The following is a 19,029-nucleotide window of genomic DNA, read 5'->3' on the forward strand; positions in this document are numbered from 1 at the left end:
TCGCAAATATATACAAGAAAACTCGTGAAACAAAAAAAGTTTTTCGTTTTTCTGCGTTTTTTAACAAAAACGACAAAAAAGGAGCCTAACAGGACTCCTTCGTGTAAGATATATCTGCAAAAACAATTTATTCCGGCAGGTCGACCGGCACTTCGAGAATCATGCGGCAACCGTCGGTGTAGGCGGGATCGACCCACAAACGGCCGCCCAGTTTGACTGCGGTCAGGCGGCAGGCAGGCAGCCCGAGCCCCGTGCCCTGCGAGAAGGTGTCGAGTTTGACGAAACGTTCGAAAACCGTCTCCTGGTCGGCAAGCGGAATACCCGGCCCGGTATCGGTCACCGTGAAGCGCATCAGCCGTTGCGGAATCAGGCAGTCGTAGGTCAGGATGATCTCCCCCTCGACGGTAAACTTCGCAGCGTTGAGCAGCAGGTGCTGGATAATCTGCATCACCCGCTTGAGGTTGGTATGCACCACCGGGTCGGCCGACGACGGTTCGAAGATCATCGTCACCCCGGGCCTCACCTGCGAGAGGATTTTGGAGACGCATTCGTGGCAGTGGTTGTTCATCGCCGTATGGTCGGTGCGGGGCAGCGTATCGGCCTGGTCCAGATAGGCGACGTTCAGCACGTCGTCGACCAGCCGCAGCAGGTTCATGCTGCTCGACACGATGATCGAGGTGTATTCGGTCGCAGAGGGATCGTCGTGGTACTTCGAGGCGAGGACCTGCGAGAAACCCACGACCGAATTGAGCGGCGTCCGCACTTCGTGCGACATGTTGCGGATGAAATCGCTCTTCATGCGGCTCGCCTGCTCGGCGCTCTCCTTGGCCCGCAGGAGTTCTTCCCCGGCAGCCACGAGGTGCTCGTTCTGCGCCTTAACCAGCGCTTCGGACGCTTTCAGCCTGCGGTTCAATTTCATCGCACGGGCAAAGAAGAGTCCGCCCAACACCAGCACGCAGCCCAGCAATGCAATGATGAAGTAGGTGCTGCGCAGCCGTTTCTGCTGCAGGACCAGTTGCAGTTCCTTGGTCTCGTTCTGCAGGCGGGCGATCTCGAGAATACCCGAAAAGTCGTCGGTCGAACTGCGCATCTCCGCGCTGCGCACCGAGTCGGACAGATGGATGTAATCGCGGTAATTCGCTGCGGAACGGCGCATGTCGCCCTTGAGCCAGTAGATATTGCCCAAGTCCTTCAACTGCGTGTAATAGAGATGCCCCGTCTCCCGCCGGACGGTGTCGGCAAGCGATTCCTGCAAGACCGTCAGCGCCTTATCATACTGCTTCGTGGTCTTGTAATATTCGGTTTTCAGGAAACGCAGGCCCGAAATATGGAGTTGCATCGAGGGCTCGCCGCGAAACTGCATTTCGGCGGAATCGACATACTGCCGCGCCAGGTCGAAATCTTCGGTTTCGAGGTAGCAGAGCGCATAGGCTTTATAAAGCGAAAATCGCTGGAAAGGCTGTTCCGGATCGAGCGCCCGCCCCTTGCGGAGCACGACGAGCGCCGTATCGGGCAGGTCGAGTTCGACGGCGCATTGGGCCAGCGAAGCGTACTGCGTAGGCAGGTTGACATCCTCGATTCCATGACGTTCCAGGACATCGAGTTCACGGCGGAAATTCTCGTACGCCTGCCGGAAGGAGTCCTGCACGAGGTAGAGGTTAGCCAGTAGGCGGTAGCAATCGGCAACGCCGCGCTGGTAGTCGTCGGCCTGCGCTTCGGCAAGCATCTGGCGCGTCTCGTACACCGCAACGTTATGCTGGCTTTGCTTGATGTAGTAGGTGATCAGGCGTCCGCCCCAGACGAAATAATAGAAATAACGCAGCTCCTCCGACTTGCCGTGCGCCAGGCAGAAATCCCGCACGCGCTTCGTACCTTCGAGGATTCCCTCGCGGTCGTTGCGGAAATAATAATAGTCGAGTTTGAGGCACAGCGCAATGGCCTGCATCTGCACCCAGCCTGTTTCGCTTGCGCGTGTGAAGAGCGTATCGCACATCTGCAGCCCCTCGGGCGTACTCAGGCGGGCTCTGACATCTTCGTAATAAAGTTTCAGGATACTGTCGGCAGGTGATTTCCCGCGGTCCTGCGCAGCCTGTACGGGCAGACAGCCGACAAGCACGGCCAAAAGAAACATCCCTAAAAGAGAGTTGCGGATGCGCAAAGACATGATACGATTAATTGGATAAGGCACAAAGTTAATAATATCCGCCCGAATACCAAACTTATCGCCGCGGATAAACAAAAAAAGGTTGCCGCAGGATATTGCGGCAACCTTTTCCAAAACGGGGATACCCGTCTATTTCGTAACCCGTTCGAGCCACCGGACCATCGACAGCATGACGAGCATCGACAATCCGCAGGCGGCGACGAACACGGCCCACGTAGCCCACATCGGCGTGTGGAGGTAGAGCCATCCGCCCACGAACAGCAGGGCGTTGCCCACAGCCGTAGCGGCCAGCCAGAAGCCCTGCATCAGGCCCTGCATGTGGGGAGGCGCAACCTTCGATACGAACGCGAGGCCCAGCGGCGAAATGAACAACTCGGCCACCGTAAGGATAAAGTAAAGACCCACCATCACCCACGGGGTAACCAGCAGCGACTGCATCTCGTCGGCGCGCATGCCGGCCAACTCGGTCTTCGTAGGCAGGGCCAGCGAGAAGAGCATCAGGAAAACGTAAGCCAGGGCGGCGATACCCATACCGATGGCGATCTTCATCGGGGTCGAAACCTCGATGTCGCGCTTGCGCAGCCAACCGAAGAACCACATGATGATCGGCGTAAGGAACACGACGAAGAAGGGGTTGACGCTCTGGAAAATTTCGGCGCCCTTGATGGTCGTGAAGCCCAGGTCGATGTTGATCACGTCGAGGTTCACGTAGTCGCGGGCGAAATAGGTCAGCGAATAGCCGTTCTGGTGGAACGAAACCCAGAAGAAAATCACGACGCCGAACACGGCGAAAAGCGCATAGATACGCTGGCGGATCTCCTGCGCCGACATCTTGATCTCCGCGGCCGAAGCTTTGGCGCCTTTGGCTGCGGCTTTCTGCGACGGGTCGGGGAAACTGTTCTTGTTGACCATGTAGATCGCCAGCGAGATAAGCATCATCACGATAGCGGCGATAAAGGCATAGTGGAAACCGCGGTTGAAAACGTCGAGGTAGTTGTTGCAGAATGCGTGCAGGTCGCTCACGGACGTACCGTCGAGGTGAACCGCACTGGCATAGGAATTCAGGTTGGCAAGGCCCTCGCCGGCCATCTGCTCGCCTTTGGCCAGGTATTCGTGGCAGAGTTCGGGCAGTTTGGCGTTGTAATCGAAGTTGTTGACCTTGAGCCACCAGTTACGCACGCCGATAGCGACGAACGGCGCGAAGAACCCGCCGACGTTGATGAACATATAGAAAATCTGGAAACCCGATTCACGCTTGGCGCTGAATTCGCTGTTGTCGTACATCTGACCGACGAGCGCCTGGAGGTTGCCCTTGAACAAACCGTTACCGAAGGCGATCACCAGCAGACCCAGGCAGGTCAGCGTCAGGTAGAGCGAAAGGTTGGGAACCGGGGTCGGGGTCGGGATGGCGATCAGGCAATAGCCGATACTCATCACGATAAGGCCCCACATAATCGTCGCCTTATAGTTCTTGGTCCGGTCGGCGATGATACCGCCCACCAGCGCCAGCAGGTAGATCGACGCATAGAAACCCGAATAGATATAACCCGCCGTAGCTTCGTCCAGGCCGAACTTGGCCGAGATAAACAGGGTCAGGATAGCCATCATGATGTAGAAACCGAAGCGTTCGCCCATATTGGCCAAAGCCGCCGCGATCAATCCTTTGGGTTGATTTTTAAACATAGAAATTTGGTGTTAGTAAATGATATGATTTTATGTTTGCTGACAAAGATAGAAAAATTTTTAGTATATTTGTATAAATTCGAACATCCCCTATGGAAAAAACGACCCGAAGACTTCCAATCGTCGAACGCGACGAATGGCTGCACCCCGTCGAGGAACAGATGAACCGGCGCGTCGAACGCTATACGCAGAAACTCGCCGCTATCGAACGCTCGTCGGGGTCGCTCGTCGACTACGCCAACGGCTACCGTTATTTCGGCTGGCAGTGGGACGACGCGCTGGACGGCTGGTGGCTGCGCGAATGGCTGCCGGGGGCCCACGACGTTTACGTCTTCGGCGATTTCAACAACTGGCAGCGTACCGAAATCCGCATGCACAAGGATGCAGCGGGGGTTTGGAGCGCCTTTTTCCCGGCGGCGATGTACCGCGACCGGCTGCGGCACGGCTCGCTCTATAAAATCCATGTCCACGGCGACAACGGCTGGATGGACCGGATCCCGGCCTACGCCACGCGCGTCGTACAGGACGAGGCCACCAAAAACTACACGGCGCAGTTCTGGAACCCCGCACAGCCGTTCGACTGGCGCGGCGATGCCTTCGACGCCTCCGCGGTCGGCAGCCTGCTCATCTACGAGGCCCACGTAGGTATGGCGCAGGAGAAGGAGGGCGTGGGAACCTACCGCGAATTTACGGAAAAAATACTCCCCACGATCAAAAAAGAGGGCTACAACGCCGTACAGCTCATGGCCATCGCCGAGCACCCCTACTACGGATCGTTCGGCTACCATGTGTCGAGTTTCTTCGCCCCCACGTCGCGCTGCGGCACGCCGGAGGAGCTGAAGGAGCTGATCCGCCGGGCCCATGAACTGGGATTGGCGGTGATCATGGACCTCGTGCACGCCCACTACGTCAAAAACCTCAACGAGGGTATCAACCAGCTCGACGGAACCGACTGCCTCTACTCGCTGCCGGGCGACGCGGGCTACCAGCAATACTGGGACTCGAAACTCTTCGACTACGGCAAGGAGGAGGTGCAGCATTTCCTGCTGTCGAACGTCAAATACTGGCTCGACGAATTCCATTTCGACGGCTACCGCTTCGACGGCGTAACGTCGATGATTTACCACCATCACGGCTATGTCACGTTCGACTCCCGCGACCGGTTCTTCGACGAGGGGGTCAACGAGGACGCCCTTACGTACCTCACGCTGGCCAACCGCCTCGTCCACGACTTCCTGCCCCCGGCCGTGACCATCGCCGAGGACGTGAGCGGCATGCCGGGCATGTGTATCCCGATCGCCGACGGCGGCATCGGCTTCGACTACCGCCTGGGTATGGCCATCCCCGACTTCTGGATCAAACAACTGAAGGACGTTCCCGACGAACAGTGGGACATCTGGGAGATGTGGTCGGTGATGACCAACCGCCTGCCCGAAGTCAAGACCGTGGCCTACGCCGAATCGCACGACCAGGCGCTCGTCGGCGACAAGACCATCGCTTTCAGGCTGATGGACAAGGAGATGTATTTCCACATGGACCGCTCGTCGGAAAGCGTCGTGATCGACCGCGGCATGGCCCTGCACAAGATGATCCGCCTGATGACCCTTTCGACGGGCGGCCAGGCCTACCTCAACTTCATGGGCAACGAATTCGGGCATCCCGAATGGATCGATTTCCCGCGTGAAGGCAACGGATGGAGCTACGCCCACGCCCGGCGGCAATGGTCGCTGGCAAAAAACGGATTTCTGCGTTACGCCTGGCTGGGCGACTTCGACAAGGCGATGCTCAAACTGGCGAAAAAATACAACGTGCTCTCGGACGGCTATGCCTGGAACCTGTTGATGGACGAGCAGAACAAGACGATGGTCTTCTCGCACGGCGACCTGCTGTTCGTCTTCAACTGGCATCCCGCAGCCTCGATCCCCGACTACGAACTTCCCGTGCAGGCCCCGGGCAAATACGTTCCGGTGCTCTCGACCGATGAGAAGCGTTTCGGCGGCCCCGAACGGCAGTCGATGGAGGCGGAGCACTTCTCGTTCAACGTCCCGGACAGCGACGGCACGCCATGCCCGCGCATCCGCGTCTACAACACCTCGCGGACAGCAACGGTCTACCTACGCAAAAAATAGTTACGCAACTATTCTATATTTTTTATTAATCAAAACAGATTTACTATGCCCAATGAAAACAGCAATGAAGTGTCTTTAAAGGAATTAAGAGAAGGATTCTACAAATGTCGGACGTTCGAAGTCACGAACCTGTGGCGCAGATCGTTCCTCCTGTCCATCTTTCTGGTCTTTTGTTTCATCGTTTACGGACTGCTGGCGTCCAAAATCCTGAACGCCGAACCCGGGGCAGCCAACCTCCTGGTGCTGCACGAAGCGGCCTGCGCGGCAGCGCTGCTCGGAACGTCGTTCGCCCTGATCTGGATCATGATGGCCAAGGGGTCGAAAGCCTGGTACGAGGTCTACGAAAGCTACATATTCGAGATCGAACGGGATGAAACGGAAGGTCTGGTAATTCCGGAGCGCTATCGGCTGGGAGCTTTGTGCCGCCCGTGGGAGATGGACAGCAACCTCTTTTCGAAAAAAGCAGGCCGCTATTCTCCCTCGCGGCTCAATATCGCGATCGGTTCGGTGATGCTGACGGCCTGGCTGGCCATCGGCCTCATCCACTATATCGCCGGCATCGTCCTTTACGCCGAGGGACCCTCCGCCTGCTGGCAGCCGCTGATCCTCGCGCTCATCCCTGCCGCGTTCATCGCCGTCCTCGTCTCGGCGGCGTGCAACAAATGGGCACGAAGCCGGTCGCTGATAAATTCCTGACCCTGAATCCACTACATTAGAAAAAGGAGCGAATCGTGAGATTCGCTCCTTTTTTCGGGCCGCTGGGGAGGGTTACTTCGCCAGTTCGCGCGCCATGTCCAGCGCCTTTTCGTAATCGGGTTCGTGGGTGATCTCGGGCACATACTCCACATAGCGCACCACGTCGTCCTTGTCCACGACCACGACGCCGCGTGCCAGCAGGCGCAGTTCGTCGATCACGAAGCCGTATTTCATGCCGAAATCCAACTCCTTGTAGTCCGAAAAGACATGCACGCGGTCGATACCTTCGGCTGCACAGAAGCGTTTCTGGGCGAAAGGCAGGTCGACCGACAGGGCCACGACGACCACGTCGTCGCCCAGTTTCGACGCTTCGCGGTTGAAGCGGATGTTCTGCAACGAGCAGACCGAAGTGTCGACCGACGGGAAGACGCTGAAAATACGCACCTTGCCGTGGAAAATATCCGACGATACGGGTTTCAGCCCCGCGTCGATAACCGTAAATACGGGGGCCATCTCCCCCACTTTGCAGCGATTGCCGACAAGCGTCACGGGCTTGCCGCCGAAAGTTACCTTGTGTTCCATAATTCAATCGATTTAATCAGGTGGTTAAACGCAATTCCGATGCCACCCGGCAGGAGCCGGGACGCCGGAACGATACGCAATGCAGTGCCGATCCGCCCTTTTCAGCTTTCGGCTTTGATCCGCGCCACGGCTTCTGCAGCCGCAGCATACAGCTTCGGCAGGTCGACGCCCGCCACGCGGCGGTTCTCGACGACGATCCGACCGTCGACGACCACCGTGTCGACATCCGACGCCTTGCCGCAGTAAACGAGGTTGGAAACGACGTTGTGAATGGGTTGCAAGTGCGGTTTCTGAAGGTCTACGACGACGAGGTCGGCCAGCGCCCCCTCGCGGATCACGCCCAGTTCGCCTTCGGCATAGCCCATCGCACGCGCGCCGTTGACCGTCGCCAGCCGCAGCGCCTCCCAGGCCGGAAGGGCCAGGGGGTCGCCCGTCGCCGATTTTTGCAGGAAGGCCGCCGTGCGCACCTCTTCGAACATATCGAGGTCGTTGTTCGAGCAGGTTCCGTCCGTGCCGACCGTCACCAGCGCACCCGCGGCGCGCATCCGTTCGACAGGAGCCACGCCGCTCGATATTTTCATGTTGCTCTGCGGGTTATGCGACACGGCGACACCCCGCGCAGCGAGGGTCCCGATGTCGCTCTCCGTCACATGGACGCAGTGCGCGCCGATGGTCTTCGGGCCCAGCAGTCCCAGCCCGTCGAGGTGTTCGACCGAGGTTTTCCCGTACTTTTCGCGTACGATGCGGACCTCGTCCTGCGTCTCCGAAATATGGGTCATCAGGTGCAGGCCGTATTTGTCCGCCATCTGTTTTCCGCGCAGGAGGTTTTCGGGCGACACGGTGTAGGGCGAATGGGGCGCGAGGGCGATCTGCACCCGGTCACACCCGGCAGCCAGCCGCACGGCTTCCTCCGCCTGCGGCAATACCTCGTCGACGTTCGAATCGAAGTAGTTGCAGCCCAGCATGGCGCGGATGCCCAGCCGCTCGACCGTCTCCACACAGCGGTTTTCGAAATAATACATGTCGACGAACGACGTAACGCCGCCCAGCAGCATCTCGACGATACCGAGCGTCATGCCCAGCACCACGTCGTCCGCGGTCTGCCGCGCCTCGAAAGGCCAGATATAGTCGTGGAGCCACTCCATCAGGGCGATGTCGTCGGCATAGCTGCGCTGAAGGGTCATGGCCGCGTGACAATGGGTGTTCACCAGCCCCGGCATCACGAGCTTGCCCCGGCAGTCGATCTCCCGGAGCCCGGGGTGCGCCGCGCGAAACTCCGCGGCAGCCGGCTCCGACTCCGTAACCAGTGCGATGCGGTTGCCGTCGACGCCCACCCAGCCCGTAAAGGTCGGGGGCTGCCCTCCGGCGGCCGTCATCGGCAGCACCGTTGCATTTGAAAAAAGGATTGCCATAAAAAACGGTATTTTATTTATATTTCACTTTCACACGCTCCGTCTTGACCTTCCCGCGCGGCTGCCCCTCGATCGAGTTGCCCTGCACGGTGATCACGTCGCGCCCGTCCACCGAATTGGAGTAGATCTGAATCACCTTGTTAAAGGCTCCGGGCTCGCTCTTGTGGGGCTCGTAGGTGATACGGATCACCCCCGAATCGGCCGGTTCCACGGGACGCTTCGAGAACGACGCCTTGAGGCACGAACACGAGGTGATGACGCGCACCAGCACCAGCGGCGCCGTACCGTCGTTGACAAACCGGAACTCACGGACCAGGTCGCCGCCCTTGCGGGGCACGTCGCCGAAGTCGTAGGTCGGATTTTCCATTTTCAGGTGCGCCCCCTTGGCGGGTTTACCGGCATCAGCCGCCGTAAAACACAGGCAGCCGAGGATTATCAGCAGTAGTATTTTCATCATTCAAATTCTATTCCATGCGGAAAATATAGGTTATCGTACCACCCTGCACCGCAGCGCGGCTTTCGGTGAAACGCGCCTTGCGGGCCGCGGCCTTTGCCGCCTCGATCAGCTCGGGGGCATCCGTCGTCGAGCCTTTGGGTTCGAACGAAGCCCCCGTGACCTTGCCAGAAGCGTCGACCGTCACGCGTACGACGATCTTACCGCTCTTCGTGCCGGGATACGACGGTTTGGGCAGGTTGCCCACCAGTCCGCGTCCTTTCAGGCCCTGGTCCAGTTGGTCCAGTCCGTCGGGATTCAGCCCGGGGCCCGTGCCGCTGGCCTTGTCCTCGCCCTCGGGGGCCCGCGGGTTGCCCGCATTGTCGGGTTCGTCCGCCCCGCCCTTGTTCATCTTGAAGAGAGCTTTGGGATTGGGCGTCTGCGTCACCTCGTCCTTGCCTGCAACCTGCGCCGTCTGCTCCACGGGAGCCGCGACATCGTGCACGCGCGGTTCGTTGGCCACCTTCACAGGCGGCTTGGGCGGCTCGGGAACGGGCGGCTCCGTAAAGTCGACGAGGATCGTGTCGCCCGGTTTGTCCAGTGCAGGCGCGAAATCGAACGACACCAGCGCGAACGAGCCGGCAAGCAACAGCACATAGGCCGCCGCCGCGATCATCGCCCACCTGCGCGGGGATTTATTATCGGGATCGTAGTAGTACATTGGCTTCCCAATTAAAAATTAAGAATGAAAATTTAAAAATCGTTCATCGGACAGACTCTGCCAGGTATTCGAAACGCCTAATTTTCAATTCTCAATTTTTCATTTTTAATTCAACTTATTTCGGCGAAGTAGCCAAAATAAGCTTATAATTATTGTCCTTGGCGATGTTCATCACCTTCACCACCTCGTCCACCGCGACGGACTTGTCGCAATGCAACGACACCGTAGCGTCTTTCTGGCCGTCGAGGCGCGCCTTGAGCGCCCGCTCCACGCCCTCGATACCCTGCACCTTCTGCAACTCGACGTAGTAGTTATACGAGGGGCCGCTCTGCTGGATCGACACCGTGGTCATCGCCTTGTCCTTCAACTGGTTCGAGCTTTTCGGGAGCATCAGTTTCAGGGCGTTGGGGTTGATCAGCGTCGTGGCGATCAGCAGGAACAGCAGCAGCAGGAACATCAGGTCGGTCATCGACGAGGCCGAGAACGATTTATCGACTTTCGATCCGTGTTTGATTGCCATAATATGCTATTTTTGAACAGGTTGATTCAGAATATCCATAAACGCGATCGAGTTGGCCTCCATCTGGAACACCAGCTTTTCGATGCGCGCCACGAGGTAGTTGTAGCCGAAATAGGCCGGGATACCGACGATAAGACCCATCACGGTGGTCACCATCGCCACATACATACCGCTCGACAGCAGGCCCAGGTCGACCGTACCGCCCGCAGCGGACATGTCCATGAAGGTCTGCACCATACCGAGCACCGTGCCGAGGAAACCGATCATCGGGGCGCCGCCGGCGATCGTCGCCAGGAACGGAAGGCCGTTTTCGAGTTTCGAAACTTCGAGGTTGGCGACATTCTCGATGGCGGTCTGCACGTCGCTCATCGGGCGGCCGATGCGCTCGATACCCTTTTCGATCATGCGCGCGATCGGCGTGTCGGTCTTCTTGCAAAGGTTCACAGCCGTCGAAATCTTACCGTCGGAGATGTAGTCGCGGATACGGTTCATGAAATTCATGTCCAGGACCGAGGCTTTGCGGATGGCCATGAAACGCTCCACGAAAATAAAAATCGTCACGCCTCCCAGCGCCAGCAGCGGCCACATCAGCCAGCCGCCTTTGGTAAACAGGGTCCACAGTCCCATACGGGTTTCCTCACTAACGACCACCGCCTCGGCGGCCTGCAAAAAAGTTGTCATAGATTTTTACGTTTATTTAAAATTTGTTGTCTGTCTCGTTATTTGCGTGTCTGCGGGCAGGGCCTTACCGAACACGATCAATTCCCCGCTCATTCATCCCCTTCATCCTTAACGTATTCGAAGGGCGAAAGCGTATCCGCCGGCTCCCGCAATCGTTTCTTTTCCGCCTCTTCGGCTGCTTTTTCGGCCGCACGGGCCGTCCGGCGGGCGATGCGCTGCGCCTTGCGTTTCTTGTTGGTAAAGCGCTCCCTGATCCGCTGTCGCAGGTCGCGCAGGTTGTTGAAGTCCTCCTTGAAGTAGACGCCGATGCCGGTCTCCTGCAAACCCTGGTTCTCGTCGAAACGGTCGATAGTCTGCGTAAAGGCTTTCAGTTTGAGTGTCCCGGCCCGGTCGATCAGGTAGGTGATGTAGGCCTCGCCCATGAAGTTGGACATCGAACTGTTCACGGCCTGTTTGTTGTCGATCAGGTAGTTGCCCTCGACCTCGACAAACAGCCGGTTGTTGATCAGGCTCTTCGACAGCCCGAAATCCACCTCGTCGCTCGTCAACTCCGACTTGGGCCGGTAGCGGATCACGACGTTGTAGTCGGACGACGAAAGCCAGTTGCTGACCATGTTGGAGACGAACTCCAGGCCCGTGGCCGCCGAAACCGAACTGCCGATGTTCGAGGTGGCCTGCGACGAAGTCTCGGACATGAAGCTGTTGAACAGCAGCAGGTAAAGGAACTGCGTGTCGACCGTTTCGGGGGTCGAAAGGGCGTTGGCGATCAGGCTCTGCGTCTCGGGGTCGGAACCGGGAACCCGCACGTCGAAGGTGATGGTCGGATTCGAAAGGCGGTCCCCGAGGTGGATGATACACTCCACGGGAACCGAGCGGTCGCCCCCCAGGTCGGCCGTGCCCTGCAACAGCGGTTGCAGCGAAGCCTTGACCTTATAGGCGGCGTCGATATCGAGCATTGCGTTCATCGGCGCCCCGGTCCACTGGATCGACGAACCGCTCTCGATGGTGAAGCGTTTGTTGATGATCTGCTGGAGCGACAGCATGAAACTGCCCTCCGAGATGGTATAGTCGCCGTAGATTTCGAAAATATTGGCCTTGGGCCTGATCTGCAGGTTGAGCGAACCCTCGCCGCGGCCCTTCACCGTATTGCCCGCCACGTCGAGTTCTACCTCGGCATCGGGCCGCACGTCGAGCGCCATGTTGATGTTCATCTGGCTCCCGGCATCGGATTTCTGGCGCTGCTTGCGCTCGAAGGAGAGTTTTTTGCGCGCCACGTCGTCGAGCGTATCGGCCTTCTCGGGCTCTTCGAAGACCACGAAATCGGCGCTCGAAATATTCGACTTGCTCGACAGCGGCATCACGAACGAGGAGTTGCCGTCGGTCGAAGCCGTAATATCCATGTCGACCGCCCCCTTGTGGCCCGAGATGCGGGCCTGGCCCGTAGCGTAGACCTTTCCGTAGAAAACGTCGTTGTCGTCCGAATCGGTATTGAGCACGAGCATCTGCTGCGGAGCCACGCGTACGTCGTAAGAGATGTTCGAAAGGTGCTGGAGGCTCATGTCGAAATCGAAGCGTCCCCGGTGGCCCTGGGGGTCGAAGATCGGGACGTTCGACGCCCTGAAGCGGTTGTTCTTCACCGTCAGCATCGCCTCGGGCATCGAATAGGTCACCTGCGTGAAATCGACCGTCGTTTTCAACTGCGAAACGCGGATTTCGCCTTCGAGGTCGGCCTTGCGTCCCTGCCCCTGCAACACGAGGTCGGCCGAAGCCAGGCCCGTGGTCGAGGAGATAACGCCCGAGAGAATCGGGTTCAGCAGCCCCATGTCGAGGCTGTCGACATCCAGCCGGGCGTAGTAACGGTTGCGGTCGGGAGCATAGAAGCCGCGGATGAGCGTGTCGCGTTTGACCCGGTTGGTCACCGTCACCCCGGCGCGGCTGCGGGCAAAATCCCAGCGCGAATCGAGGCGCATCGGCGGCGCGGGAATGTCGTTGACCTCCACGCTGTCGAGCAGGATGTCGGCCGTGACCTCACCGCCCCGAAGCACCGATTTCATCGTCGCCGAACCGTTCGTGCGGCCTTCGATCGAGTAACCCATGTGGGCGGCAAGCTGGGCGAAGGGCGCCAGGTCGAAGTTGCGCAGCGAGAGCGTCACCGAATCCTCGCGGCTGCGCGAAGCGACGCCGTTGAGCAGCAACTCCTGCTCGCGGTTCATCACGTAGAACTTGTCGATCACGACCTGCGCGGTATCCAGCAGGATTTTGTGGGCGAAAATCTGCCACGTCTTGTTGCCGCGGGTGATGTGCGAGGGAAGTATACGCAGATCGACGACGCGGCCGTTCGGACCGTACTCCTCAGCCACCGAAGCGCGGAACCCGACGAGTCCCGAGACGCTGCGCGTCGTATCGTCGAAGCCCGCCGAAAGCTGCATGCGGCCCTGTCGTGCGCCGCCCGTCAGCGAGAGGCGCGGGAGGTGCAGCACCCCGGCATAAAGGTCCTCGGCCGAGGCGTAGACCGCCAGCGAGTCGCCGCGGTTCGAGGCGTTGACCGACAGGCGCGTGGCAAGCATGCGCCTGCGCTCGATGTATTCCGACGTGGCTTTCAGCGACAACTGGTCGCTGGCGGGATTGAACAGCAGTTGCAGCGACGAACCGTCGGCAATCTGCAGTCCTGCGGAGACGGCGTCGGCCACCGGGTTGAAATTACGGATATTGACCGACAGCAGCGAGAAGTCGTTGGCCACGGCGGCTTTGCGCTCCGAAGGGCCCTCTTCCAGCCCTTCGCGGCTCAGCATGGGCAGGTATTTCCACGCGCTCCGGCGCAGGTACTCGAAGACGGTACGGTAACTGGTTTTCGACCGGAACGTGACATCGGCGAAGTCCGAACGCAACTCCACGAGTTTGCTCCGCTCGGAGTTCTCGCCCGTAACGGTCATGTTCGAAGCCGTGATCTCCTTGTCGTTGTATTTGTAACGGGCGTCGGTCACCTGGATACGGCCGTTCAGGTCGTCCAGCGAACGCCCTCCGGCATTGGCGACGATACGGGCCGAGAGCTGCGACACCGAGTCGCGGCGGTTGACGTGCAGCCGGGCCAGGTCGGCATGCCGCAGGTCCATCGTAAAGTCGTAACGCGGCACGGAATCGTTCAGGTCGACCATGCCGAAGAAATCGAAGTCGAGGTTGGGGTCGCGGGCCGTGATGCGGCCGTCGAACTCCCGGTTGCGCAGGCGGCCGTCGAGGCGCAGCGAGTCGTAAACATAGCCGTTGAAACCCAACTGCGAGATGTTGCCCACAACCCGGGCGTCGGCTGTTCCCTTTCCGATCACGCCGTCGACATAAGCCGTGAGAGTGGCATTGCCCAGCAGGTCCCGGCGGTCGAGCAGGTCGCCCAGCCGGAGGTTGCGGGTCTCGACATCGCCCCGCACGCTGCTCAGGCCTCCCCGGACAGGGGCCATCTTCAGGTTGCAGGAGATGTTGCCCACGCCCGTCGCCGCGCCCAACTGCATGTCGAACGACGAGAGCAGACCCCGGAAGCGGGCATTGAGGTCGATCTGCCCCGAGTTGCCCAGCACATCGACCAGTTTATCCGAAAGTTTGCGCCCTGCGATGCCGAGGGCCAGTTTGTCGACCGCATCGGCCGTGGAGCGCAGGCGGGGAACCGACAGGTCGAAATGGGTTTTCCGGATGTCGGGAAGCCCCTTCACCGCAGCGTCGGCCACAAGCGTCGTCCCCTCGCCGATCTGCATGCTCTTGATCTTGCCCGTAAAATCGGACACCACGCCGGCAACCTCGATGTTGACGTTCGTGAAATCCACATGCCAGTCCCGCAGTTTAGGCGCGAAATAGGCGATGTCGTCGGTTGCGACCGTCGTATTGCGCATCAGGGCGTCGATGCGCACCTCGCCGATAAAATCCTTATACTGAGACCACGAGTCGCCCACCAGCGAGACGTAGGGAAGGTTGACGTTCGAATACGGCGTGATGATCGAAGCGTTCTCGAAGCCCAGGCAGCCCTGCGTCATGTAGAACCGCCCGGCGAGGTGGTCCAGCACGAACCCGCTGCGTTCCCGGGCCGAGAAGGCCGCAATGGAGGTATAGATGGCCGAGCCGTCGATCGTGAAGTCGTCCACGCGGGCCGTGATGCCGTAGAGGTGCATGTGCGAAAAGTCGATGCCGTATTCCGGGTCGCGGCGGTCGAGGCGTTCGAGGCAGAGGTCCATGTTCTCGATCGAAGCCTTCCGGAGCGAGAGCTTGAAGTTGCCCTTCTTGGGCTTGTCGGGGTCGGAGATGCGGTCGACGATCTGCTTGATGTTCATCTCCCCGTCGGGCGTCTGCCGCAGGTAAAGCCTCGCGTCGGCGATCTCGCCGCGGCTGAGCTCCAGCCCGCCGCCGAAGATGCCGAAACTCGTGATGTAGGCATCCAGCTTCCCGACATACAACAGCGTATCGCGCTGGTAATCCTCGACATAGAAGCCCTTTACCTTGACCTTCGAGAAGATGCCGATGTCCACGCGGTCGATCGCCACGGTGGTCTCCAGCTTGCGCGAAATGACGGCTGCGGCCTTGTGCACCACGAAGTTCTGCACGACGGGAATGTCGAGCAGCAGCGAGAGCACCACGGGAACAATTATCAGCAACAAAACCGCCGCCGAGAACACCTTTCCCAATATTTTTATACCTTTGCGCATCAGGACTTCTATATAACCTGCAAATTTAGCTAAAATAGTTAAAAAATAACGAAAAACCGGATGGATATTACAATTCTCGGCATCGAATCTTCGTGTGACGACACCTCGGCGGCCGTACTGCGCAACCACGTATTGCTGTCGAACGTCATTGCCTCGCAGGCCGTTCACGTCAAATACGGCGGCGTAATCCCCGAACTGGCGTCGCGGGCCCACCAGCAGAACATCATCCCCGTCGTAGACACGGCGCTCAGGGATGCGGGCATCACCGCCGACCAGATCGACGCCATCGCCTTCACGCGCGGCCCGGGACTGGTCGGCTCGCTGCTCGTCGGCGTGTCGTTCACCAAAGGGCTTTCGATCGCCCATAACATCCCGATGGTCGAGGTCAACCACCTGCAGGGGCACATCCTCTCGCACTTCATCGACCTGCCGGACCGCGCGCTGCCCCATCCCGATTTTCCGTTCCTGTGCCTCCTGGTAAGCGGCGGCCATACGCAGATCGTGCGCGTGGATTCCCCGCTCGAAATGGAGATCATCGGCTCGACGATCGACGACGCCGCAGGCGAAGCCTTCGACAAATGCGCCAAGGTGATGGGACTCCCCTACCCGGGCGGCCCGGTGATCGACCGCCTCGCCAAGGAGGGCGACCCGAAGGCGTTCCGTTTCGCACACCCCCGCGTCGACGGTTACGACTACTCGTTCTCAGGACTGAAAACCTCGTTTCTCTACACGCTGCGCGACGCCGTGGCCCAGGACCCCGACTTCATCGAAAAACACAAGGCCGACCTCTGCGCATCGCTGCAATCGACCATCATCGAGATACTTCTGGACAAACTGATCCGCGCCTCGAAGGAGACCGGCATCCGCGACATCGCCATTGCGGGCGGCGTTTCGGCCAACTCGGGCCTTCGCAACGGCATTACCGAAACGGGCCGCCGGCGCGGCTGGCGAACCTTCATCCCGGAGTTCAAATTCACGACCGACAACGCCGCGATGATCGCCATGGCGGGGTATTACCACTACCGCGAAGGCGAATTTGCCGCATTGGACGTTTCGCCCGTGGCACGCCTCGAAGAGTTGTAAGCTACTCACTCACAAAAAAATAATTTATGCAAACATCCAAATTCATGCGGGTCCTCGCGGGCCTGTTGCTGCTGGCCTCCGCCTCCGTCCTGCCCACCGCCTGCGGCAGCGACGACGACAAGGAAACGGCCACACTGACCGTCAGCACAGACAACCTCGTACTGGGCGGCGAGGCCGGGGAGTCCGAAACCTTCACCATCACTACGACCGCCGCGTGGAAGGCCGTCCCCTCGGGCGAAGGCTTCACGCTCGACAAGACCGAGGGCACGGGTGACGCTACCGTCCGCGTAACCGCCGCGGCGGGCAACTGGGACGGCTATGTGAAGCAGCTGGGCAGCATCGTGATCGCGGCCACGGGCGTCGACGGAGTGAAAACCGTCAGCGTCAGCCAGGACGAAATCACCCCGGTGCTGCCGGCCGAGGTAACCCTGATAGTCGATTTTACGCTGGGAGTTTCGGTCGCCACGCCGGCACTGCCGAACCAAAAAGCCGAAGCGGCAACCGGCCTCAAGGAGTACACGATCCAGGGCCACACCTTTACCTTTTTTGCCGACACGGAGGAAAACGGAGTCTTCTACTGGATCGACAACACCGTGTTCCAGCCCTCGCTCCCCGAACCGAACAAGGGCCTTTACATCAGCAAACTCGGTGCATACGTCAAATTCCCGGTCATCGCAGGCAAAATACTGACCAAAGTAAGTTACCTGTCCACGAGCAGCCAGAGCGGCGACACGCAGATCGACCTGCTGGGCGCTGACGGCGAGGATATTCAATATACGTTCGACGCGACCACCTCCACCTATGAACTGATCGACGCGGTTCAGACCGCGCGGCTCGAAATCACCAACTCGAAGAACGCGCAATTCGCCAAGTTGATGCTTACCTACAACGCTGAATAGGGCGCGACCGACCCGGCCAGCAACACAAACCCCTCCCGGCCAAATGGCCAGGAGGGGTTTGTCATTATAGTAGACGGCGGTTATTTCGCGCCGAAGAGCTTTTCCTTGAGCGAGAAACCCTCGCACCGGGCCGAAAAGTTGTCGTACTCGGCACGCAGCGAGGCCATCAGGTCCTTCACCGACTGGATTTTCTCGGCCCGCCAGGCATTGGCGCCGCAGAAGGCATAGCCGTTGCGGAGTTTACCCTTGAAAGCGTTGTAGAGGGCCAGCATGATACAATAGGGGCTGTGCGTCACGTCGCACGTCTTGATGCAGTCGAACGGGCACGCCCTGGGGACCTTCAGCCCCTCCTTCACCCGGTCGAGGAACGAGTTGTGGATAGCCCGGCCCGGCATGCCGACGGGGCTCTGGATAATCTCGATATCCTCCTGCCGTGCCTCGATGTAGCTCTGCTTGAAAGCCGGATCGGCGTCGCATTCGTCGGTGGTGACGAAACGCGTACCCATCTGCACGCCGTCGGCGCCCAGTTCCATGATGCGGTAGATGTCCTCGCCCGTGTAGATGCCGCCGCCGGCGATCACCGGAATATGGCAGTTGTGCTCGGCCTCGAAGGCGCGGACTTCGGCCACGATCTCGGGAACGATTGCTTCCAGCGAATAGTGTTCGTCGGTGAGCTGATCGGCCTTGTAACCCAGATGGCCGCCTGCCTTGGGGCCCTCGACCACGATGGCGTCGGGAATGTATTTATACTCCGAAAACCATTTCTGACACAACACCTTCGCTGCGCGCGCCGACGAAACGATCGGGGCCAGTTTGGTCTTGGCGCCTTCGGTCAGGAACGACGGCAGGTTGAGCGGAAGCCCCGCGCCCGAGAAGATAATGTCGGCCTTCTCGGCGATGGCGGTCTTCACCATATCAGCGAAGTTCGACATGGCGACCATGACGTTGACGCCGATGATGCCGTGCGTGGCTTCGCGGGCCTTGCGAAGTTCCTCCTTCAGTCCCCAGATCGAAGCGGCGCGGTAGTCCTTCGAGTAGTTGTTATAAATTGCCCCGAGGCCGGCCGACGAGATAACGCCGACGCCGCCCTGCTCGGCCACGGCCGAAGCCAGGCCCGCGAGGGACACTCCTACGCCCATGCCACCCTGGACAATGGGCATCGAAGCGCATAAATTTCCGATTTTCAGTGATTTCATTTTGCTTGCATTAAGATGGAAGTAACGATCTTCCGCGCCAAAGATAGGTAATATCCAACGAAAAGTTGCGCAAAACAGCACAATTTAACGAAAACATTACATTGCCGCGGACCGGAGACGCGGCCGCGGCGCACATACGGCACAT

Annotated in this window: 14 protein-coding genes; 4 read left to right on the forward strand and 10 right to left on the reverse strand. The window is 59.3% G+C overall.

The window, feature by feature from the left end; translation table 11 throughout:
- Positions 1-127 precede the first annotated feature (127 nt).
- Entirely contained in the window at positions 128-2,131 is a 2,004-nt protein-coding gene (locus KG007_RS08480; protein WP_213348150.1) for a sensor histidine kinase, read from the reverse strand.
- Positions 2,132-2,293: 162 nt separating this feature from the next.
- Positions 2,294-3,847 carry a peptide MFS transporter gene (locus tag KG007_RS08485; RefSeq protein WP_195461726.1) on the reverse strand — a complete coding sequence of 518 codons (1,554 nt, stop codon included), beginning with the start codon at positions 3,845-3,847 and terminating at the stop codon, positions 2,294-2,296.
- A 92-nt stretch (positions 3,848-3,939) separates the two neighbouring features.
- Here KG007_RS08485 and KG007_RS08490 point away from each other — a divergent pair, with 92 nt between their 5' ends.
- Positions 3,940-5,976, forward strand: coding sequence for an alpha-amylase family glycosyl hydrolase (locus tag KG007_RS08490; protein ID WP_213348152.1), 2,037 nt, complete (start codon positions 3,940-3,942; stop codon positions 5,974-5,976).
- 45 nt (positions 5,977-6,021) lie between these two features.
- Complete coding sequence (locus KG007_RS08495) at positions 6,022-6,672, forward strand: RipA family octameric membrane protein (protein ID WP_213348154.1); 651 nt, start codon at positions 6,022-6,024, stop codon at positions 6,670-6,672.
- Between the two features lie 72 nt (positions 6,673-6,744).
- Here KG007_RS08495 and tpx read toward each other — a convergent pair whose 3' ends face one another.
- The 7 genes from tpx to KG007_RS08530 form a co-directional block, all read right to left on the reverse strand.
- Positions 6,745-7,254 (reverse strand): thiol peroxidase, encoded by a 510-nt coding sequence (gene tpx / locus KG007_RS08500; protein WP_195461723.1) that lies wholly within the window; start codon positions 7,252-7,254, stop codon positions 6,745-6,747.
- Between the two features lie 101 nt (positions 7,255-7,355).
- Positions 7,356-8,666, reverse strand: coding sequence for an amidohydrolase (locus KG007_RS08505; protein WP_213348156.1), 1,311 nt, complete (start codon positions 8,664-8,666; stop codon positions 7,356-7,358).
- Positions 8,667-8,679: 13 nt separating this feature from the next.
- Entirely contained in the window at positions 8,680-9,120 is a 441-nt protein-coding gene (locus KG007_RS08510) for a DUF1573 domain-containing protein (RefSeq protein WP_213348329.1), read from the reverse strand.
- A gap of 10 nt (positions 9,121-9,130) precedes the next feature.
- Positions 9,131-9,820, reverse strand: a complete 690-nt coding sequence (locus KG007_RS08515; protein WP_195461721.1) for a TonB family protein — start codon at positions 9,818-9,820, stop codon at positions 9,131-9,133.
- A 115-nt stretch (positions 9,821-9,935) separates the two neighbouring features.
- Complete coding sequence (locus KG007_RS08520) at positions 9,936-10,340, reverse strand: ExbD/TolR family protein (RefSeq protein WP_195461720.1); 405 nt, start codon at positions 10,338-10,340, stop codon at positions 9,936-9,938.
- Positions 10,341-10,346: 6 nt separating this feature from the next.
- On the reverse strand, positions 10,347-11,021 hold the full coding sequence (locus KG007_RS08525; protein WP_195461719.1) for a MotA/TolQ/ExbB proton channel family protein: 675 nt from the start codon (positions 11,019-11,021) through the stop codon (positions 10,347-10,349).
- 89 nt (positions 11,022-11,110) lie between these two features.
- Positions 11,111-15,706, reverse strand: coding sequence for a translocation/assembly module TamB domain-containing protein (locus tag KG007_RS08530; protein WP_213348158.1), 4,596 nt, complete (start codon positions 15,704-15,706; stop codon positions 11,111-11,113).
- A 60-nt stretch (positions 15,707-15,766) separates the two neighbouring features.
- Between KG007_RS08530 and tsaD the strand changes: the two genes are divergently transcribed.
- Positions 15,767-16,789, forward strand: a complete 1,023-nt coding sequence (gene tsaD, locus KG007_RS08535) for a tRNA (adenosine(37)-N6)-threonylcarbamoyltransferase complex transferase subunit TsaD (protein ID WP_213348160.1) — start codon at positions 15,767-15,769, stop codon at positions 16,787-16,789.
- A 26-nt stretch (positions 16,790-16,815) separates the two neighbouring features.
- The gene (locus KG007_RS08540) at positions 16,816-17,688 is read left to right on the forward strand and encodes a BACON domain-containing protein (RefSeq protein WP_195461716.1); all 873 of its coding nucleotides are present in this window, start codon (positions 16,816-16,818) and stop codon (positions 17,686-17,688) included.
- An 80-nt stretch (positions 17,689-17,768) separates the two neighbouring features.
- On the opposite strand, the gene KG007_RS08545 is transcribed toward KG007_RS08540, so the two are convergent.
- The gene (locus KG007_RS08545) at positions 17,769-18,884 is read right to left on the reverse strand and encodes an NAD(P)H-dependent flavin oxidoreductase (protein ID WP_195461715.1); all 1,116 of its coding nucleotides are present in this window, start codon (positions 18,882-18,884) and stop codon (positions 17,769-17,771) included.
- Positions 18,885-19,029 lie beyond the last annotated feature (145 nt).

The sequence above is a fragment of the Alistipes montrealensis genome (genome assembly GCF_018362775.1).
Taxonomy (GTDB): Bacteria; Bacteroidota; Bacteroidia; order Bacteroidales; family Rikenellaceae; genus Alistipes; species Alistipes montrealensis.